The organism is Treponema ruminis, assembly GCF_014201975.1.
Classification (GTDB): domain Bacteria; phylum Spirochaetota; class Spirochaetia; order Treponematales; family Treponemataceae; genus Treponema_D; species Treponema_D ruminis.
In genome coordinates this window covers 261,649-288,177 of record NZ_JACHFQ010000005.1, presented here as the reverse complement: position 1 = coordinate 288,177, position 26,529 = coordinate 261,649, and the positions used below count along the sequence as shown (strand labels likewise).

The window sequence follows — 26,529 nt, the reverse complement described above, 5'->3', positions numbered from 1 at the left end:
TTATAATTGCTCCATAGTTTTTAGAGCCACTGGAGGTCATTATGGCTGGATTAATCAAAAAAGTTAATCTTAGGGATCAGGTTTATGATTATATAAAAGCTGGAATTTTATCTCAGGAATTCAGCCAGGGGCAGAACATAAACCTGGACGACCTCAGCCGGAAACTTGGTGTCAGTAATACTCCAATCAGGGAAAGCATCAATCTTCTTGTAAAGGAAGGCTTGATTGAATACAGACAGAACAACGGATTTTTCGTCATATCTCCGGACAGGGAAACCGTGAATGAAATCCTTCAGGTTGTTTTCTTCATGGTAGTCGCCGCATACAGATTCTGCTACAGAAACGGAAGGATGGAAGCGGTGATTCAGAAAATGGGAGAACAGCTTGAAAATCAGCGTAGAATGCTGGACAGCGGGAATTCCCTCGGATACATGGAAACGACATATTTGTTCGAGCGCTGCATAATTGAGGGCGTAGGCAACAAAATGCTGATTTCAGAATATGACGGCAAGCAGACCATTCTGGGCTTTATTTCAACTTACTATTCCGACAACAACATTGAGGAACTGAGGAAGGTTTTTTCGCAGCACGAAGAAATCTACAGGCTCATCAAAGAGCAGAAACTTGAAGATGCGATAGTAAAGATGCGCGAACATTATTATAAGAAGTAGCTTTCCCGCTTTTGCATGTACGGTATTTCTTTTTTTAAGGAGATATCAGCTATGGGAAAAATTGAAGACATTGTTTTGCGTCATTCGGCAAGGGGAATGGATATCCTTCGCACAAAGATGAAGGGAGAATATGCAAAAGCCGCAGCCGAAATGATTCTTTCATGGGAAAAGGGAACCGTCTTTCTTGCAACCGGATTTTTTGTCGCGGGCTTTGCAGAAACGGACGGACCTGCCGGAACCATTTTTCTGGCCCTTGCCCTTAAAAAGCTGGGCTATAATCCCGTCGTAATCACTGATTCCTACACCAAGGGCTTTTTTGAGTGCAGGGATATTGAAGCCGTCTACATGCCTTTTGACGGAGACGAAGACTGGTGCAGGGGACTTCTTAAAAAATACCAGCCGGTCGGACTTATAAGCATTGAAAGGTGCGGAAAGAACAGCAATAATGACTATGCCAACATGCGAGGCGTGAGCATTGCCGACAGGACTGCCAAAATCGACATCCTTTTTGAGCTTGCTTACGGCCACATCCCGACAATCGGAGTGGGGGACGGCGGAAACGAAATCGGCATGGGAAATGTCGCTTCCATCGTTTCAGAAAAACTTTCCCTTGTTCCCTGTGTTGTAAAGACTGACCTTCTTGTGATTGCAACCGTTTCCAACTGGGGAGCCTACGCGATTACCGCTTATCTTGAAAAACTGAGCGGCAGGCATGTCCTCATGAAATTTGCGGATGTCTATGAATACATAAGGCAGACCGTGAGCATTGGCAGCGTGGACGGAGTCCGCAAGGAAAGGACTGTCAGCGTTGACGGTTTTGAGATGAACGTCGAGGAAGAAATAATAAATTCGCTCAGAGAGGCGGTTTAGTTTAGGACATATTGCCATGAAAATTGATTTGAACTGCGATTTGGGAGAAAGTTTCGGAAATTACAAAATCGGGCTTGATGAGGAAGTCATAAAATTCATTTCCTCTGCCAACATTGCCTGCGGTTTTCACGCCTCAGACCCTCTTGTAATGGAAAAGACAGTTCTCCTTGCAAAAAATAATTCTGTTGCCGTGGGAGCCCATCCCGGTTTTCCTGATTTAGTCGGATTCGGCAGAAGGAACATGAACGTAAGTCCTGCCGAGCTTAAGGCAATGATTGTCTATCAGCTCGGTGCCCTGGACGCTTTCTGCCGGTCAAACAAAATCAAAATGCAACATGTAAAGCCTCACGGAGCCATGTACAATATGGCGGCAAAGGACGAGAAAATGGCGCTTGCAATTGCAGAAGCCATAGCCGGATACGACGATTCCCTGATTCTTTTAGGTCTTAGCGGAAGTCAGATGCTTCTTGCGGCGGAAAAGGTCGGCCTTCCATTCAAAAAGGAAGTCTTCGCTGACCGTGCCTACGAGGAAGACGGCTCTCTTGTCGCCCGCACAAAGCCCGGTGCCATGATTGAAAGCGAGGAAGAGGCGATTGAGCGCATAATCAGCATGATCCGCTTGGGAAAGGTAAAGGCTATTACAGGAAAGGAAATTTCTGTGGAGCCGGATTCAATCTGCGTGCACGGAGACAATCCAAAGGCTCTAAAATTCGTTTCGGCAATCCTAAGCCGGCTCAGGGAAGAAAACATCTCCGTCGAGCCCATGGGAAGGTAAAAATCTTTTATCAGGTAGACAAAAGTATCATTAAAGGTTCCAGAAGAATTATTGAACATTTTTTTTGATTCTGATAGATTTAAGGCAATTAAAAACATCATGCACGATGTACTTTAAGATATACAACCAAGTCAACAAAGACGTTGCGTGTGTATAAAAAAAGAGCTGTACAGCCCTTTTAATTTATATGCAGAAAGTCTTGTTGAAGCTTGGAAACTTTCTCAGGGCTTTCTGTAAAAAAAACAAGGAGCCCGCTATGATTAGACTCAACAAAACTCTTGCCATTGGACTTATTGCTTTGATGGCACTTTCAAATGGCTTTGCCGCTAAAAAGCCTAAGACAATCAAAATTGGTTTTAACATTCCTCTTACCGGTGATTCTCCGAAAGTCGGCGAGAGTGCAAAATATGCCGGGGAAATCGTAAAGGAAGAAGTCAACTCTGTCGGCGGACTTGACGTTAAAGGCGAAAAAATCAAGCTCGAATTCGTTTATGTTGATAACGAACTCAAGGCTGACTCTGCAATCAACGCCGCAAACAAGCTTATAGACATTGATAAAGTCCTTGCTTCAATCGGACCTGAAGGTTCAGGCCGCTCAATCCCGGCCGGTGAAATCTACAATGATGCCCGAGTTCCGATGATTGCTCCTTGGTCAACAAACCCAAGCGTTACAAAAAACAGACCGTTCTGTTTCCGTGCCTGCTTCCTCGATCCTTTTCAGGCTCCTGTAGGCGCAAAATTTGCCAGCGAGCAGTTCGGCTCAAAGAACGTCGCAATCATCTACAACCTTGAGGACGACTATTCAAAAACACTTGCCGAGCTTTTCAAGGGCGAGTGGGAAGCAAAATACGGTAAGGTCGTGGTTTACGAGTCATTCGGCCAGAAAGACCAGGACTTCAGCGTACAGCTTACAAAAGTCGTAAACTCGGGCGCAGACTTCCTTTACCTTCCGGTTTACTACAACCACGTCGGCCTTATCACTTCTCAGGCAAAAGACCTGGGCTGGAAAAAGCCTGTAATGGGTTCAGACTCATGGGGTTCAGCTGACCTCTTCCCGCTTTCAAAGGGTGCCGTAGAGGGCGACTACTTCACGACTCACTATGCGGCAAAGGGCGCTACTGGCAAGACAAAGGCTTTCATCGAAAAATACCAGCAGAAATACGGCTATGTTCCTGATGACGTTGCAGCCCTCACATATGATGCGGCTTACATAGTCCTTCAGGCAATCCAGGACTGCGGACTTACCGGCAATCTCAAAAAAGACCGAGTCGCAATCAAGGATGCACTCGGAAGAATCAAGAGCTTTGAGGGAATCACTGGAAACATGAAGTTCAATCCAGAGGGAGACCCTCTCAAGGATGCCGTAATCGTCCGTGTAACAAAAGAAGGTGAATTCGAGTTCGTAAAGAGCCTGCAGCCGTAGTTACTGAAAAAAAGCATGAGGGGCTTTTGAAAAAGATTTACCTGGCAAAAGCCCCTTCTATTTCAAAAAGGAGGGTCACCAAATGACTTTTTTCATACAGAACTTTTTTAATGCACTTCAATGGGGCAGCTTTTATTCAATGATTGCCCTCGGCTACTGTCTTGTATATGGAGTTTTGCGCCTCGTAAACTTTGCGCACGGTGACATCTTCATGACATCCACATACATCGCATTCTTTCTGGTAGCCTTTTTATCAGCACATTTTGCGGGACTTACGGGAGTTCCCCTTTTTGTAATCACTCTTGTATGTACGATGGCGCTTACAGCCCTGCTTGGTGTCGGAATCGAAAAACTTGCCTACAAGCCCCTGCGTGCAAAAGGAGCGAACAGGCTTTATGTAGTAATTACGGCACTGATGATTGGCTTCATTCTTGAAAACGGAAACCTTGCAGTTTTTGGAGCTTCTGCGAGAAGTTTCCCGGACATCCTTGCAAAGCACGTCTGGAATATCGGACCGGTCACAATCACAAGCCTTAAGGTTCTTGTAATTGTCAGTGCAATCGTCATCTTTGCCCTGCTTCAGTTTATAGTTCAGAAAACAACACTTGGCATGAGTATGCGTGCCATTTCCTATGATAAATTCGCGATTCCACTGATGGGAATCCCTGTAAATACAGTAATCACCTTTACCTTTGCATTAGGTTCAGCCCTTGCGGCGGTTGCCGGAATCCTTTTCGGCATGAGCTATCCTGTCATGGACCCTTACATGGGTATGATTATCGGCTGGAAGGCCTTTATAGCGGCGGTCGTCGGCGGAATCGGTGACATCAAGGGCGCTTTCATCGGCGGCTTCCTGCTGGGATTCATCGAAATCTTCGTTACGGCTTTCCTGCCGTCAAGCTACAAGGACCTGGTTTCCTTCGTAATCCTTCTGGTTATCCTTACGATTAAGCCTACAGGATTCTTCGGCGTTGCAAAGAGCACAAAAATTTAAGGAGGACTGGATATGAAGTGGTTAGAAAATTTAAACAGCCGGATTGATTCAAGATTCAATCCTTCTCCAAAGCAAAGAAAATTCATCATGCCTGTCACGACGATTGCTTCGATTCTGCTTGTAACCCTGCTTGCAAAATTCGGAATCATCAACAACTACATTCAGACAATCATCGTAACAATCTGCATCAATATAATCATGTCGGCCAGCCTCAACATCGTAAACGGCTATATGGGAGAATTCAGCTGCGGTCACGGCGGATTCATGGCAACAGGCGCCTACGTTTCTTCTGTCGTCTCGCTAATTCTTTTCAAGGACGGAAACTCAATTACGGGGCAGGCTCTCCTTCCTGAAGGACTTGCTCTTGTCGGATTCCCGATTTCAATTTTGATCGGCGGACTTGCGGCAATGCTCGTCAGCCTTATCGTTGCGATTCCTTCTTTCAAAACCCGTGACGACTATCTTGCAATCATTACGGTTGCGGCAAACTTCATCGTCACGACGGCGATAAACAACATCCCTCTGGTCGGTGCCAGCCGCGGCCTCATGGGAATGAAAAGCGTAATGAACAGCATGGCGGATGTAATCGATGTTCCTTGGATTTTAATCTGGGGGCTTGTCTTTGCAGTCCTTTCAGTTCTTTCTATATATTACCTCATGAATTCAACTCTGGGAAAAGGCATTTCGGCAGTCCGCTACGATGAAATTTCAGCTGAAATCATGTCGGTCAATACAAACAACATGAAGCTGATTGCCTTTACTTTCAGCTCCTTCCTTGCAGGCATTGCGGGCGGTCTTTTTGCCCACCTGCTGGGATTCATCAACCCTTCAAGCTTCGGAATCATGAAGTCAACGGAATCCCTTGTAATGGTATTCTTAGGCGGCATGGGCTCTCTGAGCGGTTCAGTTCTTTCGGCAATCGTCTTTACGATTCTTCTGGAACTTCTGCGCCCGGCCCAGATCTGGAAGTGGGTAATCATTCCTTTAATCCTCATCCTGATTATGGAATTCCATCCTGAAGGAATCATGGGCTCAAAGGAACTCCCTCAGGTATTCCCGTGGCTCAAAAAACTTTTCCCGGCAAATAAAAATCAAATCCGGCCTCAGGCTCAAAGGGAAGGAGGGGCAGCATGAGCGAAACTTTATTGAAAATCGAGCACCTTACGCACAGGTTCGGAGGTCTTCAGGCTCTTACTGACATCAACGTTGAGATAGAAAAAGGTTCAATCAACGCTTTAATCGGACCGAACGGAGCAGGAAAGACAACAGTCTTCAACCTTGTAAGCGGATTTTACGTTCCGTCTGAGGGCGACATCGTTTTTGACGGAACAAGACTTAACGGTCTTCGTCCCCACAAAATCGCCGACCTTCAGATTGGCCGCACTTTCCAGAACATCCGCCTCTGGAGCGACATGACTGTTTTGGACAACATCTGCATAGCCCAGCACTCAAGAATGGGCTTCACCCTGAAAGATGTTTTCCTTCGTACAAAAAAATACAAGGATAGGGAAGCTGAAATCCACAAAAAGGCCTGGGAACTTTTGGAAAAGTTCTCGCTTGCAGACACGGCATTGGATTATCCGAAAAATCTTCCTTACGGCATTCAAAGGCGTGTAGAAATCGCGCGGGCACTCAGTCTTGAGCCTAAGCTTTTGATGCTTGATGAGCCTGCAGCCGGCCTTTCAACATCCGACCTCGACGGACTTATCAGCTACATCCGCTGGATTCACGATACTTTCGGAATCACAATCTGGATGATTGAACACCAGATGCAGGTCGTAAACACTCTTGCTAACCGGATAAAGGTAATCAATTTCGGAAAGGAACTTGCGGAAGGCACGCCTGAGGAAATTCAGAAAAATCCGGCGGTCATCGAAGCCTACCTTGGAAATTCTGACATCGATATTAAGAATGCGTATCCAAGCCTCTCAAAAAAGAGCTAGGAGGAAAAAACATGTTGCTTGAAGTAAAAGATTTGGTTGTGGGCTATGGAAACATCGAAGCCCTGCACGGAATAAATTTTAATGTGGACAAAGGCGAAATCGTCACTTTAATCGGGGCAAACGGAGCCGGAAAAACTTCGACCCTGCTGACCCTTTCCCGCCTTTCAAAACCGGAAGCTCCGACAGTCCGAAGCGGAGACGTTCTCTACGAGGGAAAGAGCATTTTAAAGCTTGAGCCCCACACGTTGATTCAGGACAGGATGATGTGTCTTGTCCCTGAAGGCCGGCATATTTTCGGAAACCTGACCGTTGAAGAGAACCTTCAGATGGCCTGCTATGCACGACAGAAGGAAAAATGGAATGAAATGAACATCATGCAGCAGTATGACCTGGTTTATGATTTGTTCCCCCGCCTTTACGAGCGCCGCAAGCAGAGGAGCGAGCTTCTTTCGGGCGGTGAGCAGCAGATGCTTGCAGTCGGAAGGGCATTGATGACGGACTGTCCTTTTATTATGCTTGATGAACCGAGTATGGGCCTTGCTCCTAAGCTGATGTTTGAAATGTTCCGCGCCCTCAAGAGGCTTAACGTTCAGAAAAAGATGACTCTTCTTGTCGTCGAGCAGAACGCGAAAGTCGCCCTTGATTTTGCGGACCGCGGATATGTCTTGCGCACTGGCGAAATCATTGCGGAAGGCACAAGCGACGAGCTGAGGGCAAACCCGGAAGTTCAGAAAGCATACCTTGGAGGATGATAATTCACAGATGAATGATGTCAGCGTGCTTGTTTCCAGTGAAGATTCAATTCAAATTCAGTTTCCGCAGAAAATTTGCGGCGAAATCAATGAGCGGATTACGGACTTTGTCGAAAACTTAAAGGCCTACACATGTGATGTGCCGGAAATAATCGAAATAGTGCCGACTTACTGTGCCGTAACCGTCTACTTTAATCCCGATGAAATCAGGCAGGATTTTGTCCTGAAACTAATCGGAGAAGTGATTGAAAAAACTGACAAGGGCGCATCATCATCAAAAAAGGGCGGAAAACTTGTTGAAATTCCAGTCTGCTATGAGGACGAAGAATTTGCTCCTGATTTGGCGGATGTTTCAAAACATACAGGCCTTTCAAAAGAAGAAATAATCGCCCTGCATTCATCAAGAGACTATCTGATTTACATGCTGGGCTTTTTGCCGGGATTTCCATATCTGGGCGGAATGGACGAAAGGCTTGAAACACCCCGCCTTGAAAGCCCCCGCACCAAGATTCCTGCCGGAAGCGTTGCAATCGGCGGAAAACAGGCCGGCCTTTATCCCAGTGATTCTCCTGGCGGCTGGCGTATTATCGGCCGTACCCCGCTCAAAGTCTTTGATCAGACGAGAAATCCTGCCTGCCTTTACGAAGCCGGAGACTCAATCCGCTTTGTCCCGGTTTCGCGGGAGGAATTTGACAGGATTGCAGAAAAGCAAAGCTCTTCTTCTGATTCGAAAATTCCGGGGCAGGGGAAAAGTGGCGGTCAGGCTTCAAGTTCCCTTCAAAGATATGTCTGCACGGGCGGAATAAAAATCCTCGAAGGGGGAATGTGCACCACCGTTCAGGACAAGGGAAGGTTCGGCTTCCAGCACCTGGGAATAGGCCAGGGCGGAGTAATGGACTTTGAAAGCTATCAGATAGGAAACAAAATCCTCGGCAATGATGAAAATGCCGCCTGCCTCGAAGCGACTCTCCTTGCTCCGACCATTCAATTTACCAGCGGCTGTGACTTCGTCATTACAGGCGGAATCTGCCAGGCGACTCTGGATGAAAAGCCAGTTCAGATGAATCAAAAATATCATGCGGAAAAAGGAAGCATATTAAAGTGCGGCTTTGTCATGAAAGGCCTGCGCTCATACCTGTGCTTTAAGGGCGGAATCCTGGTCCCTGAGCTTTTTGGAAGCCACTCTACAAATTTAAAAAGCAAAAGCGGCGGATATTTTGGCCGTAAGCTTGAAGCAGGCGATGAGCTTGCAATCGGGGATTTTTCCTGCAAAAAAGGAATTGGCGAAAATCCTGCACCGATTGAAAGCAATTCAATAGAAGAAAACGAAGTTCTTGTCCTTTCCTGCACGAAGGGAAGCCAGTATTCTTCTTTTTCAGAGGAAGCGGTCAGAAAATTTCAGGAAAGTGTCTTTACCGTCCTTCCCGAAAGCGACAGAATGGGAATCCGTTTTTCAGGCCAAAGCCTTGAATGCGGAAAAACTGACATCATTTCAGATGCCATTCCCTTCGGCTCTGTCCAGATAACTTCGTCCGGGCTTCCGGTCGTAATGGCAAGTGACAGGCAGACAACAGGCGGCTATGCAAAAATCGCGGCCGTCACACGAAAGTCGATGTGCGCTCTTGCGCAGGCCCTGCCGGGCACAAAAGTGAAGTTTACAATCAAGAGCAATTCCGGGCTTTTGCCGGAATCTTTTTAAGAGGTAGCAAAATGAATACAAATCCATATAAAGACATCACGCCTAAAGAAGTGCGGAAGTTAATCCGCGAAGAAAAAATTACAGGTCAGACATCGGGAATGTGCGCGGGCTTTGCTCAGGCAAACCTCTGCATCCTTCCAAAAAAATACGCATACGATTTTCTGCTTTTCTGCCAGAGAAACCAGCAGTCCTGCCCCCTTCTCGAAGTCAGCGACGAGGGCTCAAGATTTTTGAAAACTTCTGCCTCAAACTGTGATATTGCGACCGACGTGCCCAAGTACAGAGTTTGGAAAAACGGCGGGCTTGCAGGCGAATATAGTGACGTAAGCAGCTTCTGGCGGGATGACCTTGTGACCTTCGTTATCGGCTGCAGCTTTTCTTTTGAGGCTCCCCTGATTGAAGCCGGAATCGACGTAAGGAATATTTCTGAAAATCACAACGTTCCAATGTACCTTACAAACATCGACACGAATCCGGCAGGCATTTTCAGCGGAAAAATGGTCGTTTCAATGAGGCCGATTCACTACAGTCAGATTGTAAAGGCAACGACGATTACAGCACGGGTTCCAAAAGTCCACGGCGCTCCAATTCATATCGGCTCCCCGGAGTTTATCGGCATAAAGGACATCTCAAAGCCTGATTTCGGAGAGGCGAGCACAATAAAAGAGGGCGAAGTTCCGGTCTTCTGGTGCTGCGGAGTAACGCCACAAAGCGTAGTCATGAACTCAAAGCCAGACTTCTGCATCACCCACGCGCCTGGGCACATGCTGATTACGGATATTCCGGAAACTTTCTTACAGAACTAGGGGGCACTATGCGTTGTACAAAAGCAGTAATTTATAAGGATAACCTCAAATATAATCTGGAGCAGATTCGCCGTCATGTCCGACCAAAGACAGAAATCTGCGTGGCAGTAAAGGCAGATTCCTATGGTCACAGTGCAGTCCTCACGGCAAAAACAGCTCACGAAGTTGGCGGAATCAATTATTTTGCCGTTGCAACAGTCGATGAAGGAATTGAACTTCGTGAAGACGGAATCACGGAAAACATAATCGTCCTCAGCCTCTGCGTGCCGGAAGAATTTGATTCCCTCTTTTCATATAGCCTTACTCCCTTCACTTTCGGAGAAGACTATATTTCAGCCCTTTCAGAAGCGGCGGACAAGTTTTTCAAAAAAGATGAAAAATTCCCGGTCTTTCTTGCAGTTGACACCGGAATGGGAAGAATCGGCTGCTATCCTGATGAAGCAGGAAACGAAGCCAAGCTGATTGAGCAGAGCGCCCACCTTCATCTAAAGGGCATGGCAAGCCACTTCTGTGAAAGCGACAGCGTTACCACTGAATGCCAGAATTTTACCCACCTTCAGTATGAGGAATTCTGCCGTGCCGTCGAAAATGTTCAGGCAAAGGGAATCAATCCCGGAATATGCAGCATCGGAAACAGCGCCGCAATCATGAACAATCACGACATGTACTTTGACATGGTTCGGCCCGGAATCATTACATACGGCTACTACCCCGACCAGATAACAAAGGAATATTTGCAGTCCAGGCACGAGGACTTTGACATCAAGCCCGTCATGGCCCTTGAAACACAGATTGTCGCAATCAGGCATTTCCCCAAGGGAAAGTCAGTCTCTTACGGAAGGACATATTTCTGCGAGGATGAAACAGACATAGCCGTCCTGCCAGTAGGTTACGCCGACGGACTTTTAAGGCGCTTTTCTCCAGGCCTTGAAGTCACCATCAACGGCAAAAAATATCCGGTCTGCGGCAGAATCTGCATGGACCAGTGCATGGTAAACATAGGCAAAGACAACCCCGAAGTCCACCTCTGGGACAAGGCAATTATCTTCGGCCCCGAAGAAAGCGGAGCCCTAACCACCGCCGACGACCTGGCCAAAACCGGCGGCACAATCTCCTACGAAGTACTAACATCAATCGGAAAGCGCGTAAAGCGAATTGTAAAGTAGAACGATAACGAGAACAGCAAAAAAAAGTCCGCCGGAGCGGACTTTTTTCATTCTAAAAGAACGTTAACTTAGCAGTTCTCAGAGAAATATTTGATAGTGCGAACCATCTGAGATGTGTAGCTGTTCTCGTTATCGTACCAAGAAACAACCTGAACCTCGAAGAGACCGTCAGCAATCTTTGTTACCATTGTCTGAGTAGCATCGAAGAGTGAGCCGTAGCGCATTCCGATAACGTCAGAAGAAACGATTTCGTCCTCGTTGTATCCGAATGTCTCTGGGTCAGATGCTTTTTTCATAGCAGCGTTGATAGCTTCTTTTGTTACATCGTTGCCTTTAACAACTGCTGTGAGGATTGTTGTAGATCCTGTTGGAACTGGAACACGCTGTGCAGAACCAATGAGTTTTCCGTTCAACTCTGGGATTACAAGACCGATAGCCTTTGCAGCACCTGTTGAGTTTGGAACGATGTTCTGAGCACCAGCTCGTGAGCGGCGGAGATCACCCTTGCGCTGTGGACCGTCGAGAATCATCTGGTCACCAGTATAAGCGTGGATTGTAGCCATGATACCTGACTGGATTGGGAAAGCGTCGTTGAGAGCTTTTGCCATCGGAGCCAAGCAGTTTGTTGTACAAGAAGCAGCAGAGATAACATTGTCGCCCTTCTTGAGAGTTTTGTGGTTTACGTTGTAAACGATTGTTGGGAGGTCGTTTCCAGCTGGAGCTGAGATTACAACCTTTTTAGCACCAGCAGTGATGTGAGCCTGAGCCTTCTCTTTTGATGTGTAGAAACCTGTACACTCGAGAACTACGTCTACGCCGATTTTTCCCCATGGAAGTTCAGCTGCATTTGGAATCTTGTAGATAACGATTTTCTTTCCGTCAACAACGATGTAGTTGTCTTCGCCTTCACCGTCATGTGACTCAACTGTGTGTTTTCCTTCACCGATGCGGCCAGCGTATCCACCCTGTGCTGTATCGTACTTCAAGAGGTGAGCGAGCATTTTTGGGCTTGTCAAATCGTTGATAGCGACAACCTCATAACCTTCTGCACCGAACATCTGGCGGAATGCCAAACGACCAATACGGCCGAAACCGTTAATAGCAACTTTTACTGCCATTTTTATCTCCTTAAAATAAAGAATACAAAATTTATAGATATAAAATAACGCATTTAAAAGAATTAAGCAATATTCTTGTAAAAAAACTAACTTAAAACTCCGGCGCTATTTATTTTTCTCCCGCTCCTCACGCTCTTTTTCAAATTTCTCAAAGAAATGCGTGGTGATTGGAGACTCCATGTCCTGCCAGAAACCAAGCTCCATGACTTCGATTCCAGGCTTTGTATGCTCGAGCTGAACCTTGTAAATGCCCGGCTTGAGGTTGACAAATGCCGCAACCGCAAATGATTTCTTGCCGTCCGTGCTGCGGCACTCAAATGAGCCAATCGCCTTGTCGTTGACGAGGACGTTTGTGATTGACTGAGAAAGGGTGTCACCGCCATCCTTTCTGAATGAGCCATAAATCCTGTATTCGCCGCCCTTTTCAATCTTGAAGTAGACGACTGAAGCCAGGTCTTCGGCAAAGGCAGGACGGCCTGAAATAAGGTTTGCGCCTTCCGGAGCCGAATTGATGTCGCTTTCGACGAAGACTTCGTTACGGAGTGGTCTGAGCGGAGCTTTTGCGGCAAATGTTTCTGTGATGAAAAGCAGAATGTCCTTTGCGCAGAGCTGGAGCTGGGCCTTTGAGAGCGAGCCCTTTTTGAGCGATTCTTCGAGATTGTCACCGAAGCCGCCCTTGTCAGCCGTGTCGTTTACGCAGACCATGTAAATGTCATTGCGGGCCTTGAGCATTTCGCTGAACTTGTAGCCGTCTGCCTCGCCGCCCTTTACGCAGTCGTTCATTGTTGCCCACCAGTCAGTCATTACAAGGCCGGTAAATCCCCATTCTCCGCGGAGAATTGAATTGTTCAAATCGAAGTAAGAAGCTGCCTTGAAGCCGTTTACCGTGTTGTAGGCTGTCATTACGGAGCGGGCGTTACCTTCCTTGATTGCGATTTCAAAAGGCTTGAGGTAGATTTCGCGGATTGCGCGTTCAGAAGCGACAGAGTCAACGTTGCGGCGATTCTTTTCCTGATTGTTGAGGGCAAAGTGCTTGATTGTGGCGATTGCGCCTGTTTTTGCAAGACCCTTGCATGCCGCAGAAGTCATAATTCCTGAAATAAGAGGATCTTCTGAGTAATATTCAAAGTTTCTTCCATTGAGAGGGTTTCTGTGGATGTTGCAGCCAGGTCCAAGAAGAACGTCGATTTTGTTTTCCTTCATTTCGTTGCCCAGGACTTCGTAAACTTCTTCGACAAGAGCTGAATCCCATGAAGAGGCGAGGGAAGTTCCGATTGGAAGAAGGATTGCCTTTGTGCCGTTGTCCATGCGGATTCCGGAAGGACCGTCAGAACAGCCGACAGCCGGAACCTTTTTGTCGTGAAGAGAGTCGCTTAAGCCGCCGAAAGCAGATGCGATTCCAGCCGTTACCTTGCGGCTCATCATGCCCTCTCCGCGGACTAAAGTCATAAGCTCAACGTCTGAAAGGGTGCCGATGAATTCGTCAATGCGGCTCTTGTCTGCAATTACGTCGCTGAATGTTACGCTGGACTTAGTTGCAGGAATTTCAGCCGGAGTGCTTTCCCTGATTCTTTTTGCAATGTCGACTTTTGAAAGAGGAACTGTTTCTTTTTCTTCTATAAATAAGCCGTCAGAATTGACTTTTCCAGGTTTGATTCGCATAAATTCGCGGTTCGGAGCACAACACTGGCTCAAAGTCTCAAGGGCATAAGTCTTTTCGACTGAGAAAGCGCCTGATACAGCCGGAACTTTTTTGCATGAGAAACAGTCACTTCCAGCCCAGAAATTGTAGTCTCCTTCTTCGAGAACGTAGCTGTAGGCAAAGCCCGTAACTCCTGAGTCATCGTAAGAAGCAAAGCGGCTGACCGGGAATGAAAGCTCAAGCTCCTGACTTTCTTTTGGAGCAAGCTCCTTTGTTTTTGCGAATGCACAGAGGACGCGGCTAGCCTTTCCCAGTTTACCCTGAGGACACTCTGCATAAACCTGAAGGACTTCGCGGCCGCTTTTTGAGCCTGTGTTTGTTACTTTTGCGCGAACAGTGATTTTTGAGTCAGAGAATGAGTAAGATTCGCCTGAAACTTCAAAAGTCGTGTAGGAAAGTCCGAATCCGAAGGGGAACTGAACCTTGCTCTTTGCGAAAGTCGTGAAATATCTGTAGCCGACGTAAATATCTTCCTCGTAGAGAAGGAAATCCTTGTGTCCGAAGTTTTTTGATGAAGGATAGTCTTCGATTTTGTAAGCGATTGAGTCCGGGAGCTTTCCTGAAGGATTAACCTTGCCGCAGAGAACGTCTGCCAGTCCCTGACCGCCCATCATGCCGCCATGCCATGAGAAAAGAACTGCCGTGATGTGAGACTTGAAGACCGACTCGTCAATCCATGAAAGGTCCATGATGTTTGAGGTGTTGAATACGATTGCGACCTTTTCAAAGTGGGTGCAGATAAGCTCGATGTTTTTGCGCTCGATTTGAGTGAGAAGGAAGCTTCCTGCCTCTGCGCTGTTGTCCTGGTCTTCGCCTGCCGTTCGGCCAACGATGAAGACGGCCTTGTTTGATTTTGAAGCGGCCTCTTTAACCAGAGAGTCGCCCAGCTCCATTTCAACCTGACTCCATGGTTCTGCTGCCCAGGCGCCTTTACCGGCATCAAAAGGATGTTCCTTGAGCCAGTCCGAATAGACTTTTAAAAGCTCTTCGTTAAGCTGTGGAAGAGGGAAGCCTTCTTTTTTGAGGGTTTCCATGCCTGAAACAAAATTGACTGAAAAAGGAACGTGGACTGAACCGCCGGAACCTGTTCCGCTTTTGTAGTAATCGACCTGACATCTGCCGAAAACGGCTACATTATCAGAAGGCTCGAAGGGGAGGGTGTTTTTTTCGTTTCTCAGAAGAACGACGCCCTGAGCCGCAGCCTTACGCAGAATTTCGAATTTGTCCATAAAATTAAATTCTCCTCTTGGAAAAAGGAATTAGGATTTGTTATCTTCAGCGGTGAACTTCGTACGGAAATGCAAGACACGGTATTTCTTTGGAGTAATCCCGCAGTTTTTCCTGAATACGTTTATGAAGTAGCTTTCAGAACTGAACTGAAGGTAATTCGCTATGTCCGTAGTTGTGTAGTCACTAAAAATAAGCAGATTTTTTGCCACCTCGATTTTTTTGCTCTGGATATACTGGGCAATCGTGATTCCAACTTCGCTATGAAAGAGTTTTGATACATACGAAGTGCTTAATCCTGAAACCTGAGCCAAATCCTCAAGGGATATCTTATTGTGCAAATTGTCATAAATATAATCAATACATTGCGTGATGGGACGTGAATAAAGACGCTGTTTTTTGACTCCCTGCATTCGCTTTACATAGTTTTCGCAGAGTTCCTTGTGGATTTCGTTTATGCTCTCCACGTTGTTGCAGGTGTCAATCTTTCGGATGTAGATGTCGCTGAGGTTGTAGGCGGCTTCCATTTCAAGACCGGCCTCAATGACGTAGCGGGTAATCATGGCTACTGTAATGATGAGGTGATATTTTAAATTGCGGAGAGGATTGTCACTGAGCTTGCCGAATCCTTCGACGCAGAGAGGCTTGAAAAGACGGTGCATTTCTTCCATATCACCGTTTTTTATGCTCTGGAAAAAAGCCATCTCGCTGTCATAGGGAATATGATTTATGAGATACTCTCGGTTTTTGAATTCGGTTTCGGTAAGTTCGTCTTTGATACCCATGCTTAGCCCCCGTCTAAAAGTGTACAACGTTTTTCAATTTTTTAAAAGCACAGATTTTAAAAAAACTTGACAAACGTAAATCTTCATATATACTGTATGTAAAATCTACAACGTTGTAGATTTCTCTTTAAATAAGGGGGAAACATGAAAAAAATTGTTTTGTTGGCTGCAGCTTGTGAGAATCCCACAGATTCTTCATTCTGCTATGAATTCAAATCTGCGAGGTCAAAAAAATATGGCATCTAAAAAAGAAGAAAAAACAAAGGTAAAAAAGACAAAAAAAGTTGATTACAACAAATGGGGCTATTTCTTCATTGCTCCATTCTTTATCATCTTTACAATCTTCTCATTGATTCCTCTCATTTCGACCTTCGTAAACAGTCTCTATGAGAACTATCGTGTAGGTTTGATGACAATCGGACCTGATTTCATCGGTCTTGAAAACTTCAAATCGATTTTTGAGAGTGACATTCTCCGTTATATCGGTAATACATTTGTTATGTGGATTGCGGGCTTTATTCCTCAGATTGTGGTTTCATTGCTGCTTTCAATTTGGTTCACAAGCACTGACCTTAAAATCCGCTTCCAGCAATTCCTCAAAACAGTTATCTACATGCCAAACCTTATCATGGCTTCGGCTTTCGCAATGCTCTTCTTCACATTGTTCAGTACAAACGGTCCTGTAAACAGCATTCTCGTTAAATCAGGCCTCTTCACTGAAAATGTACGCTTCCTGGCAGAAGCCGGCTGGACCCGCGCTCTCGTCGCAATCATGAACTTCCTCATGTGGTATGGTAACACAACAATCATGCTCATGGCTGGTATCATGAGTATCGACACAAGCATTTACGAGGCTGCCCGCATCGACGGTGCAAACCCGGTTCAGACATTCTTCCGAATCACAATGCCATTGCTCATGCCAATCTTCATCTACGTTTTGATTACATCTCTTATCGGTGGTATTCAGATGTTCGATGTTCCTCAGATTTTGACAAACGGTGAAGGTACTCCTGACCGCACAAGCATGACCCTCATCATGTACCTCAACAAACACCTTGCCAGCAAGAACTACGGTATGGCTGGTGCTGTTTCTGTAGTAACATTCATCATCACAAGTGTCCTCAGCTTCTCAGTCTACACTATGACTATGAGCAAATACCGCAGCATGACAGGAGCTAAAAAATGAAAACATTAACACGATATATCATTTATTTCATTCTTATCGCGCTCGTAGTATTCTCTTTGTTCCCGTTCTTTGTTCTTCTTGTCAATGCTACACGCCTTCACTCAGAAATTCAGAAGGGCTTCTCGGCTCTTCCAGGTCTTGCTTTCGGACAGAACCTCAAAAACCTCATGTCAAACGACAATACTCCGATTGTAAGGGCTTTGTTCAACAGCGTCTTTGTTTCATCAATGTGTGCTCTTCTCACAACATACTTCTCAACAATGACTGCTTACGGCATTTACATGTACAATTTCAAGCTTAAGGATGCATCTTTGAAGTTGATCATGATGATCATGATGATTCCTACCCAGTGTTCTACACTTGGTTTCTTGAAGTTGCTCGATGCTTTCGGCCTCATGGACACACTTGCAGCCCTCTACATTCCGGCAATCGCAGCCCCAGTCGTTTTCTTCTATATGTATCAGGCAATGCAGTCAACGCTTCCTTACTCAATCGTTGAGGCAGCTCGAATCGACGGTTGTCACGAGGTTGCAATCTTCAACCGAATCGTACTTTACATGATGAAGCCGGCTCTCGCTGTTCAGGCAATCTTCTCATTCGTAAGCTCTTGGAATAACTACTTCGTTCCTGCCCTTGTAATTTCAAGCAAGGAAAAGAAGACTATTCCTATCATGATTGCTCAGCTCCGAAGTGCTGACTACCAGAAGTTCGATATGGGACAGGTTTACATGACAATCTGTATCGCTATCGTTCCTCTTATGATTGTTTACCTCTGTCTTTCACGATTCATCATCAAGGGTGTTTCTCTTGGTGCTGTAAAAGAGTAAATCTAAAATCATTAACCGGGCTTCCTTTTTGGAAGCCCTTTTTTTTACATTGACAAAATCCCTGCATTATCTGAAAATTAGGGCATGAAAAAACTCCTTGCCCGCATTTTTCTTTCTATTATATCGGTTATTCTTACAATCCTTCTTCTGCTTGCCGCAGCCCTTGCTTACTGTGCTTTTGACAGAAAATCCGCGCTTTCTTCAATTCCGCGAAACTATTCGCTTTATATCCATACAGATTCCGCCTTTGACACGGTGAACCCGCTTTTTGATTTGCAGGCGGCCGATCTTTTCCTTTCATCGCCTGAGTATTCTTCGCTCCGAAAGCCCTTTATGGATTTCCGTTCGTCTGATTTGCGCGATAACGGATTCGTGAAGTTTGCGGCTTCCCGCCAGGTTGACTTTGCAGTTTACGGCGACGGCTCAAAAATAGGCAGTGATTCCCATTTCGTCGCAGTCCTCAATCTGGGCATTTTTTCCCTTGCAAGCCGGGTGGGCTCCTACATGTACCCCAAGCTTAGCCTTTCTGACTCCCAAAACGAATTCCTTAAAAATCTTTCCTACGAAACAAACGAGCAGACTTCTTACTTTGTCTACAAAACTCCAGACCTTACCCTTTATTTGAAATCCGTTAAAAATCTTTTGATTGCTTCTGATTCTTTCGAGCATCTTCTTACGGCAAGTCTGGTTGAAAATGACACCACATACACTCCAGCCCAGAAAAAGCTCTTCCGTTCAGGAAAAAAGGGCGAGCTTAGGATTGTTGCCGACGCCAGCTCCCTCATGCATTCTGTAACCGGCGGCAATCCAATTCTCTCTTCAATGTCAAATCTGATTGCATCTGACTCGCTGAGCGTGGTTTCCTTTAACATCACTGATTCAGACCTTTCCCTCAAATGCAGGCTTCCGGTAACCAGCGAGTCTGAGGATGCTGCTCCCCTGGCTCCGATTCTTGCCAAAAAATCTAGCGTTCCTTCCATAATAACCCGCTTTTCTGACATTACCCAGTATTACACGGTTTTGAATGCCGGCACTCTTGAAGAACTTAAAGATGCCGTCCTGCCTTTCATTCCCGACGTAAAAAATCCTGATGAATACTGGAAAAATTGCGATGACTGGTGCAAAACCCTTCTTTCCATGGATTTAAATGAATTTCTTTTTTCATGGATGGGGGATGAATTTGCTGTCTTTGGCATTGAAAACCAGAACGACCCGGTTTTTGCCATTCAGATTAAGGATGAAAAAGCCCGCCAGTCTGTCTTCAACAAGCTCCTTTCTTCAATCCTTATAAAAGATGACAATTCCCTGATTTTGGGCGGAGTCCGCCTCTCAAAACTTGAATTTCCGTCATTCCTAAACTGGATGCTGGGTATTGTCGGAGTCAACATGCCGTCGCCATATTTTATGGTTCTGGATGGAACAATCTATTTTTCTGAGAGCGCAGAATGTCTTTCTGCCGTTTACACCAATGCCCACTCAGGAAAATCCCTGATAAAAAGCAAGACTTATTCCGAAGTTTCAAAAGACCTGAAGAATGACACGTCAATTTCCCTTTTCTATAACCTTGAGCGCAGCGTTCCCTTCTTTTTGCGGAGTAACGAGGCTCTTTCCCAGGTTTTAAAATTGTACACGATGGGCCGCTTTGACGTGCGTATCGAAAAAGACGTCCTTGAAATAAATCTCCATGCCTGTGCCCGAAAATCAGGCAGCCTCTATTCGGTTCCGGGCTTCCCGCTTTCACTTGAGCAGAAGGCTTCTCCCTTGAACCTGCAGGTTGATTCCGGCAAAAATCCAAAGCACCTTTACTGGGTTGAGGGCCAGACTTCATTAAAAGCCCTTGACCTTTCCAGCATGCAGATTGCTTCAAAAGAAGATTCCGACAAAATCGAAATCGTAGCAAGCTCTAAGCCTAAAAACGGCGGCACGGTCTGGAGCGTCTCTTCCCACGGAGTCGTCTCCCTCCTGAATCCTGCCCTTGAAGCTGTCGGCCGCTTTCCCCTCATGCTGGGGGAAAATATTTCATGCAGGCCTTGCAGTTCAGGCGAAAATCTTGTCCTCGTTTCTGACTTGGGCACTGTCTTTATCGTAAAGCCGGATGCATCTTTAGTCACGATAGAAATTCCCGGCCTTTCGGCAAAGTCTGAGCCGGTCGCTCTTTCTGACGGCAGGGCTTTTGCGATTTACAGCAAGGGCTTTCTGGGAAAAATTTATTATTTTGAGGGCGAAAAGTGCGTTAATCTTGAAAATCCTTTTGAAATTCCGGGAATTGCCCTGGGGTCACCTGCAATCCTCAAGAATTCTTCCAAAATTTATGTGGGAATCATCACCCAGGCCGGAGAATTGAATATCTGGCGCGCCGATTCAAAGGACGGTGAGCAGATTGACGGCTTCCCGCTAAGGCTGGGCGGCGTTTTCATGACCAACCTTGTCGCAAGCGAAAAATATTTCTACGCCCTTTCAAGCGATGCCCTTTTGTACCGCATTTCTCTGGACGGCTCTATTCTCACTGTTCAGATTCCGAATTCAAGCGCAAGGCACGGATTCATCTGTCTGCGTGATACTGAAAACAACGGCCGGGAAAGCCTCTTTGTCTGCGCGGATGCAAACGTGATTTACGGCTTCAACGAAAATCTGGAGCTGCTTTCGGGCTATCCGCTGGCAGGCTGGGGCAAGCCGGTCTTTGCGGACGTTAACGGTGACAAAGTGAGCGAGTGTCTCGCCCTTACAATCGACAAAAAACTGACGGCATGGAGAACCAGGTAAGAAAATGAAAGTTGAAAACCTAAAATTGAAGATTAAACTACAGGAGGGGGAGGTCGCTCCCTACCCGCAACGCCCCTTTTGGCTCCTTCTTTGCTTTTGTTTCCTGCTCTTGGCTTCTTGTGCTTCGATGCAGGATGATATTGCACTTGATAATATTGCTGGAAATGCTGAGATTTCTGCCTTTGAGAGCCGTTTCAGTGAAATCGATTCGGCTTATTTTGAGGCCGACGAGTCCATTAAGGATAAAAATCTTCTTCGAAAGGCCGAACTTTTGCTTTCCGACATGGAAAAGACTAGTGAAAATCCTGCATTGAAAAATGCCTTTCTTGCCCGCCTTTATGCCCTTTCCGGCTGTCTTGCCTTTGACCTGGGCAAAAAATCACTGGCAAAAAAATATTATGAATCGTCTTCCTCAGCCTTTAAGGGTGATGCCCGCGCCCTGATTCTTGCCCGCCGCCTTGGAATCGAAAAGAATTTTGACGAAAAAACGAAGCAGTTTTCGGACAAGTCCCTTCTTGTTCTGGAAAAGGCTTTGATCAGCTATTCTTCCTGTGATTACGCCAAGGCCCTGGCTTCTTTTGACGAGGCTTTCCTTTCTCTTGAGCCCTTTTACCGCCGTTTTTATGGCGGCCTCCGTGATAAAAGCTGGCAGCTGCGTTCTGCCGAAGGAGGGAAGGGGCTTCTTTCACTTGAAAAACTTTCCGTCCTACAGATGATTCTGCTTACAAATCAAAATCCTGACCTGCTTTACAATTACACGGCCGGCAAGGAGCTTTCTGAAAAGGACCTGTACAAAAAAATAGCAGGCAGTGGCCTTCTAAATCCGGTTTCAAAGTCTCTTGATGCAGAAAACGCCGTCACCAAAGAAACTTCCGTCACTCGCCTGATTGCAGCCCGCTTCCTCTGGAACCTCTACAACCAGCGCAAAAACACGCCGCATCTTGCCGCCAAATATTCTGAAGCCTACAAAAACAAAAAGCGCAGCCCCATCCTTGACGTAAGGCTCGACTCCCCTGACTTCGACGCCGTCCTGGGCTGCGTAGAAAACGAAATAATGAACCTTGAGGACGGAATCGAATTCGGTGCCGAAAAGGAAGTAAGCGGCATTGAATTTAACGAAAGTCTGGGAAAGATTAAATAATCTCCGTCTTGCAAAGAAGGTCGCAGAAGGTGCAGATGTCACAGGTCTTACCTTCCGGCAGCTTTCCCAGTTCCTTTAAGATTTTTATCTGCGATGAAAGTCCTTCCTCGTAGCAGATTTTTATCATCCTGCTCTGCCCGGCATTTTTGAGCACGTCGTCAAAGGTGTCCGTGATTTTTCCGATAAAGAGGGGCTTGTTCTCGTTCGCAAAGCCGCAGCAGGGAGCTATGTCGCCTGTCGCGTGCACGAAAAGAATCTGCCCCATTTCAGCACAGTGCTGGTCCTTGAACCAGCTCTTGTCCTTCCAGGCCCGAATGTCACCAGCCTGATAGCTTTCTGTCTGAATATAGGCCGGCAAAAAATGCTCTCCGTCAGAAAGAGTCGCGATTCCCAGCCCGGATTTTGAAATCTCTTCCTCGTAAGAAAGATTCAATTTTTTTGCAAGAGATTTGAGCATTTGAGTTGTACCTGAACCGCTTTCTCCCTCACTTTTTACGCTTTGGATTTCAACCGCATCGCTTCCAAAAATATCCCAAACGGTCTGAATGAAGCTTGCAATCCGCTCTTCGCTCTGGGCGTGGAAAGTGTCGTAGCTCAGACCGATTTTTCCGTCGTAGCCTGCATCGTAGACTTTCTGCAATGTAGTGCGCAAATCTTCTTCGTTTTTCCACCAGTCGCCGTTGGTCATGATTCTGTCGAACATAAAATCCATGTCGATAGCAGCTTTTATCACCTGGCACAAAAAATCCGGCCTCAAAAAAGGCTCTCCGCCCGAAAATCCCACCTTTTCTATAGAAGAATCCGGCGAATCATTGACGCTTTTGAGAAAATTCACCGCATCTTCGGCCTTGAGGTTAAAAGGATTTCGGTTTACAAAACAGTGGGGGCAGTGCAGGTTGCATGCCGTCGTCACCGCAAAAATAATTTCTTCTGGATTGAACATAGCTCAATTATAAAGAAATTTAAGTACAGATTACACTCTCCGTGTGATTGAATTTGTATAAAAAACGATGTAAAATTGCACAATAACTTTCTTAAAGGAGTTTTACAAATGATTAAAACTGTTAAAGATGTTGATCTTAAAGGCAAACGCATCATCATGCGCGTAGATTTCAACGTTCCTATGAAGGAAGGCGTTGTTCAGGATGATACTCGTATCATGGCAGCTCTCCCTACAATCCAGTATATCCTCGAGCAGAAACCACGTTCTCTCGTTTTGATGAGCCACCTCGGCGATCCTAAAAAGGATGTTAAAAAGGCTCAGGAGAAGGCTGAAAAGGCTGGAAAAACATGGACTTCTGAAGACGCAGAGAAATTCATCAACGGCAAAAACCGCATGAAGCCGGTTGTTGAGTATTTTGCAAAAAAACTCGGCAAAGAGGTTACATTCCTTCCTGATGCACTCGGTCAGAAATCAGCAATCGACGCTCTCCCAGAGGGGGCAGTTGCAATGCTCGAGAACGTTCGCTTCCATAAAGAAGAGACTTCAAAAGACGCAGCTGAGCGCGACGTTATGGCAAAAGAGCTCGCTTCTTACGGCGACATCTTCGTAAACGATGCTTTCGGTACAGCTCACCGCGATCAGGCTTCTACAGCTTCTATCTCTAAATTCATGCCGGTTCCATCAGTTGGCGGCTTCCTCATGGAAAAAGAAGTTAAATACATCCAGCCAATGGTAGAAAACCCACCAAAACCACAGGTAGCAATCATCGGTGGTGCAAAAGTTTCTTCAAAAATCGCTGTTTTGGAGAGCCTCTTGAAAAACGCTTCTGCCCTCGTTATCGGCGGCGGTATGGCTTACACATTCCTCAAAGCACAGGGCCACAAAGTTGGTATCTCATTGGTTGAGGATGACTTCATCGACACAGCTAAAAAATTGCTCGCAGATGCAGCTGCAAAAGGCGTTAAAATCGTTCTCCCAGTTGACCATGTTGCAGCAGACAAATTCGACGCTAACGCAACTCCAGTTGCAGTTGACGGCGTAGATATTCCTGACAATCTCATGGCAATGGACGTTGGTCCAAAAACAATCGCCCTCTATACAGAAGTTCTTTCTACAGCTAAATCAGTTGTATGGAACGGACCGGTCGGCGTATTCGAGTTCGACGCATTCGCAAAGGGTACAGCTACAGTAGCTCAGCTCGTTGCAGACGCTACAGGCCGTGGTGCTATGACAGTTGTTGGTGGCGGTGATTCAGTTGCAGCCGTTAACAAATTCCACCTCGCAGACAAAATGAGCCACGTTTCAACAGGTGGCGGTGCTTCCCTCGAATTCCTCGAAGGAAAAACACTCCCAGGTATTGCAATTTTGGCTACGAAGTAGACAAAATTGCTAAGCACGCGTAAGCGTGCGACGCATTCTTGCTACGAAGTAGACAAAGCCTGAGGCACAAAAAAAATCCTGCTCATTCGAGCAGGATTTTTTTTGTGCTTAACGCTTATTATTTGCTTGCAAATTTACAGATTGTTGTGAACTTGTCAACTTTGAGTGAAGCGCCGCCGATCAAGCCACCGTCGATGTCCGGCTGAGCGAGCAATTCTTCTGCGTTGCCGTCGTTCATTGAACCGCCGTAGAGAATCTTGATTTCGTCAGCTGCTTTCTGGCTGTAGAGGCCTTTGATTACGTTGCGTACGAAAGCGTGTACTTCCTGAGCTTCTGCTGGAGTAGCTGTTTTACCAGTTCCGATAGCCCAAACCGGCTCGTAAGCGATAGAAATGTGAGAGAGCTGATCTTCTTTAACGCCAGCGAATCCCTCTTTAACCTGGTTTTCACAAATCTGGTTTGTAACGCCAGCTACGCGCTGTGAGTAAAGCTCACCGATACAGAGAACTACGTCGAGACCGTTGTCCAAAGCCTTGTGAACTTTTTCGTTGATGAGCTTGTCGCTCTCGTTGAACTCGTCGCGGCGCTCTGAGTGACCAAGGATAACAGTCTCAACGCCGAGGTCTTTGAGCATTGCCCAAGAGATTGCTCCTGTGTGAGCACCGTTGTCTGTTACAGTCATGTTCTGTGCGCCCAAGATGATGTTTGAGCCTTTTACAACCTGTGATACAGCATCAAGATATACGAAAGGTGGTGCAATCATGTATTTAGCATTGAGGCCTTTGAGGCTCTCAACCAAACCCTGAGCAAGAGCGACTGCCCCAGCCTTGTCCATGTTCATTTTCCAGTTACCGGCTACATACTTTGTTCGTGCCATAGGAATCTCCTTAAAATTGTTTGCGATGTTCTATTCTACGATTTTTTTGAATCTATGTCAAAATAGGGGAGAGGTCTCTCCCCTGCGCTGCACTTTGTTGCATCGCACCCCTCTCTGCGGGCTCAGTCGCCGCCCGCAACGCCTGCTCCTCGCTTGACTACAATCCTTCTTTTCTATAAAATTATCTCTACTTATTTCAAATTGTATTCATTCGTTGGAGAAAAAAATGGATTCTATCATTAAAGGCGTGCTCTTAGTTGCATTCGTAATTATTTGTGTTCTTCTTGTTCTTCTTGTCCTCGTTCAGGATCAGGACAACAGCGGAATGGGTGGATTGCTTGGTGGTGGAAACTCTGCTGCTTTCGGTTCTCATTCGGCTTCGGTTCTCACAAAGGCAACTGTTGTTTTCGTCGTCCTTTTCTTTGTCGTCACTTTTGCAATCGCAAAAATGCTTCCTACAAAATCTGATTCTACAGATGCTGACCTGCTTTCTGCTGCAGAGGCCGCTGGTAAAGTTGAAGCTGCCGCTGAGTCTACTCTTCCAAAAGAATCAGACGGAAAATGGTGGAATGAATCAGAGAAAGAAGCAGCTCCTGCTGAAAGTGCAGAAATTGCTCCTGCTACTGAGTCAGCTGCACAGTAATTCAAAATTTAAATCTTGGAGAATGATGTGGTTTTAGGACAGGTTTTTCCAAAAAATACTATTGTAATGGATTTTTCCAGCACGGAAAAAGACGAGCTTTTTGAGGAACTTGTTGAAACCATTCATTCTAATTATCCGGGCTTTGATAAAAACGAAGCCCTTAATGTCCTTAATGAGCGTGAGTCGAAAATGACCACCGGAATCATGCATTCGGTCGGCATTCCTCACGCTCTAATTCCTTCTATTAAAGATTCAATTGGTGCAATCGGCATTTCTCATGATGGAATAGATTATGATTCTTTGGACAAGGCTCCTGTTCATGTCGTTTTCATGATTATCGGCCCCGATAACGATCCAAATCATCATATTCAGATTCTAAAACAGCTGGCATCCGTTTTGCAGATTCCTGATTTTGTCAAAAATCTACTTTCCTTAAAATCAACTTCAGAAATTTACAATTTTATTTGCACATCCGAAGAATCTTTGATAGAATAATACATCGTACTTTTTCGAGGTGAATCATGGCAGAAAAAGAAGTAAACACAATTGCACATCTTTTGGAAATGGAGCAAAAGGCTTCGGCCATGACGTTAAAAGCTCAGGAAGATGCCGATAAAAAAATCGCTCAGGCAAAGGCTCAGGCAGATTCCGAATTCAAGGCTCAGTACGAGCAAATAGTCACTTCACAGGAAAGCTCTTTCAACAGCAAAATTGCCACCCTTCAGTCTGGCAAAGAGCAGAAAATCTCCGAATACAAATCAAAAATTACGGCTTCTCCTCAGGATAAAGCTGCTTTCAACTCGTATCTTGATTCAGTTCTGCTGGCTTAAAGGAATGC

Annotated in this window: 24 protein-coding genes; 19 read left to right on the top strand and 5 right to left on the bottom strand. The window is 45.9% G+C overall.

Features of this window, described 5'->3' with window-relative positions; all coding sequences use genetic code 11:
- Positions 1-41 precede the first annotated feature (41 nt).
- The 11 genes from HNP76_RS09150 to alr all read left to right on the top strand — a co-directional run bounded on the left by HNP76_RS09150 (position 42) and on the right by alr (position 11,099).
- Complete coding sequence (locus HNP76_RS09150; protein WP_184659720.1) at positions 42-671, top strand: GntR family transcriptional regulator; 630 nt, start codon at positions 42-44, stop codon at positions 669-671.
- 51 nt (positions 672-722) lie between these two features.
- On the top strand, positions 723-1,541 hold the full coding sequence (locus HNP76_RS09145) for a DUF4392 domain-containing protein (protein ID WP_184659718.1): 819 nt from the start codon (positions 723-725) through the stop codon (positions 1,539-1,541).
- A 16-nt stretch (positions 1,542-1,557) separates the two neighbouring features.
- Complete coding sequence (locus tag HNP76_RS09140) at positions 1,558-2,316, top strand: LamB/YcsF family protein (RefSeq protein ID WP_184659717.1); 759 nt, start codon at positions 1,558-1,560, stop codon at positions 2,314-2,316.
- Positions 2,317-2,572: 256 nt separating this feature from the next.
- Positions 2,573-3,739 carry an ABC transporter substrate-binding protein gene (locus HNP76_RS09135; protein ID WP_184659715.1) on the top strand — a complete coding sequence of 389 codons (1,167 nt, stop codon included), beginning with the start codon at positions 2,573-2,575 and terminating at the stop codon, positions 3,737-3,739.
- A gap of 82 nt (positions 3,740-3,821) precedes the next feature.
- Positions 3,822-4,733: a branched-chain amino acid ABC transporter permease gene (locus tag HNP76_RS09130; protein WP_184659713.1), complete on the top strand. Its 912-nt coding sequence runs from the start codon at positions 3,822-3,824 to the stop codon at positions 4,731-4,733.
- Between the two features lie 12 nt (positions 4,734-4,745).
- Entirely contained in the window at positions 4,746-5,867 is a 1,122-nt protein-coding gene (locus HNP76_RS09125; RefSeq protein WP_246462610.1) for a branched-chain amino acid ABC transporter permease, read from the top strand.
- A complete protein-coding gene (locus tag HNP76_RS09120; RefSeq protein ID WP_184659711.1) occupies positions 5,864-6,676 on the top strand; it encodes an ABC transporter ATP-binding protein in 813 nt (270 codons plus the stop codon). Before HNP76_RS09125 ends, HNP76_RS09120 begins: the two co-directional genes overlap by 4 nt.
- Before the next feature lie 11 nt (positions 6,677-6,687).
- Positions 6,688-7,428, top strand: coding sequence for an ABC transporter ATP-binding protein (locus tag HNP76_RS09115; protein ID WP_184659709.1), 741 nt, complete (start codon positions 6,688-6,690; stop codon positions 7,426-7,428).
- Positions 7,429-7,438: 10 nt separating this feature from the next.
- A complete protein-coding gene (gene pxpB, locus HNP76_RS09110; protein ID WP_184659707.1) occupies positions 7,439-9,127 on the top strand; it encodes a 5-oxoprolinase subunit PxpB in 1,689 nt (562 codons plus the stop codon).
- 11 nt (positions 9,128-9,138) lie between these two features.
- The gene (locus HNP76_RS09105; RefSeq protein WP_184659705.1) at positions 9,139-9,933 is read left to right on the top strand and encodes a putative hydro-lyase; all 795 of its coding nucleotides are present in this window, start codon (positions 9,139-9,141) and stop codon (positions 9,931-9,933) included.
- An 8-nt stretch (positions 9,934-9,941) separates the two neighbouring features.
- Positions 9,942-11,099 carry an alanine racemase gene (gene alr, locus HNP76_RS09100; protein ID WP_184659703.1) on the top strand — a complete coding sequence of 386 codons (1,158 nt, stop codon included), beginning with the start codon at positions 9,942-9,944 and terminating at the stop codon, positions 11,097-11,099.
- A gap of 68 nt (positions 11,100-11,167) precedes the next feature.
- Here the strand turns inward: alr and gap are convergent, their stop codons facing one another.
- The 3 genes from gap to HNP76_RS09085 form a co-directional block, all read right to left on the bottom strand.
- Positions 11,168-12,217 carry a type I glyceraldehyde-3-phosphate dehydrogenase gene (gene gap, locus HNP76_RS09095; RefSeq protein ID WP_184659701.1) on the bottom strand — a complete coding sequence of 350 codons (1,050 nt, stop codon included), beginning with the start codon at positions 12,215-12,217 and terminating at the stop codon, positions 11,168-11,170.
- A gap of 105 nt (positions 12,218-12,322) precedes the next feature.
- Positions 12,323-15,148 carry a glycoside hydrolase family 3 protein gene (locus tag HNP76_RS09090; RefSeq protein WP_184659699.1) on the bottom strand — a complete coding sequence of 942 codons (2,826 nt, stop codon included), beginning with the start codon at positions 15,146-15,148 and terminating at the stop codon, positions 12,323-12,325.
- A 30-nt stretch (positions 15,149-15,178) separates the two neighbouring features.
- Positions 15,179-15,931: a helix-turn-helix transcriptional regulator gene (locus HNP76_RS09085; protein WP_184659698.1), complete on the bottom strand. Its 753-nt coding sequence runs from the start codon at positions 15,929-15,931 to the stop codon at positions 15,179-15,181.
- Between the two features lie 235 nt (positions 15,932-16,166).
- Here HNP76_RS09085 and HNP76_RS09080 point away from each other — a divergent pair, with 235 nt between their 5' ends.
- From HNP76_RS09080 to HNP76_RS09065, 4 genes are all read left to right on the top strand, one after another.
- Positions 16,167-17,117 (top strand): carbohydrate ABC transporter permease, encoded by a 951-nt coding sequence (locus HNP76_RS09080; protein ID WP_184659696.1) that lies wholly within the window; start codon positions 16,167-16,169, stop codon positions 17,115-17,117.
- Positions 17,114-17,944, top strand: coding sequence for a carbohydrate ABC transporter permease (locus tag HNP76_RS09075; protein WP_184659694.1), 831 nt, complete (start codon positions 17,114-17,116; stop codon positions 17,942-17,944). The genes HNP76_RS09080 and HNP76_RS09075 overlap by 4 nt, the downstream gene beginning before the upstream one ends.
- 84 nt (positions 17,945-18,028) lie before the next feature.
- Positions 18,029-20,707: a hypothetical protein gene (locus HNP76_RS09070; protein ID WP_184659692.1), complete on the top strand. Its 2,679-nt coding sequence runs from the start codon at positions 18,029-18,031 to the stop codon at positions 20,705-20,707.
- Between the two features lie 127 nt (positions 20,708-20,834).
- Entirely contained in the window at positions 20,835-21,848 is a 1,014-nt protein-coding gene (locus HNP76_RS09065; protein ID WP_184659690.1) for a hypothetical protein, read from the top strand.
- Here the strand turns inward: HNP76_RS09065 and HNP76_RS09060 are convergent.
- Positions 21,841-22,791: a radical SAM protein gene (locus tag HNP76_RS09060; protein WP_184659688.1), complete on the bottom strand. Its 951-nt coding sequence runs from the start codon at positions 22,789-22,791 to the stop codon at positions 21,841-21,843. The genes HNP76_RS09065 and HNP76_RS09060 overlap by 8 nt on opposite strands.
- A 108-nt stretch (positions 22,792-22,899) precedes the next feature.
- Here HNP76_RS09060 and HNP76_RS09055 point away from each other — a divergent pair, with 108 nt between their 5' ends.
- Positions 22,900-24,171: a phosphoglycerate kinase gene (locus tag HNP76_RS09055; RefSeq protein WP_184659686.1), complete on the top strand. Its 1,272-nt coding sequence runs from the start codon at positions 22,900-22,902 to the stop codon at positions 24,169-24,171.
- 118 nt (positions 24,172-24,289) lie between these two features.
- Here the strand turns inward: HNP76_RS09055 and tpiA are convergent, their stop codons facing one another.
- Complete coding sequence (tpiA, locus tag HNP76_RS09050) at positions 24,290-25,048, bottom strand: triose-phosphate isomerase (protein WP_184659684.1); 759 nt, start codon at positions 25,046-25,048, stop codon at positions 24,290-24,292.
- A gap of 226 nt (positions 25,049-25,274) precedes the next feature.
- On the opposite strand from tpiA, the gene secG reads away from it, so the two are divergent.
- From secG to HNP76_RS09035, 3 genes are read left to right on the top strand one after another with little or no spacing between them, the layout of a single operon-like run.
- A complete protein-coding gene (secG, locus tag HNP76_RS09045; protein WP_184659682.1) occupies positions 25,275-25,691 on the top strand; it encodes a preprotein translocase subunit SecG in 417 nt (138 codons plus the stop codon).
- Between the two features lie 27 nt (positions 25,692-25,718).
- Complete coding sequence (locus HNP76_RS09040; RefSeq protein WP_184659680.1) at positions 25,719-26,186, top strand: PTS sugar transporter subunit IIA; 468 nt, start codon at positions 25,719-25,721, stop codon at positions 26,184-26,186.
- Positions 26,187-26,212: 26 nt separating this feature from the next.
- Positions 26,213-26,521 carry a hypothetical protein gene (locus tag HNP76_RS09035; protein WP_184659677.1) on the top strand — a complete coding sequence of 103 codons (309 nt, stop codon included), beginning with the start codon at positions 26,213-26,215 and terminating at the stop codon, positions 26,519-26,521.
- Positions 26,522-26,529: the final 8 nt, after the last annotated feature.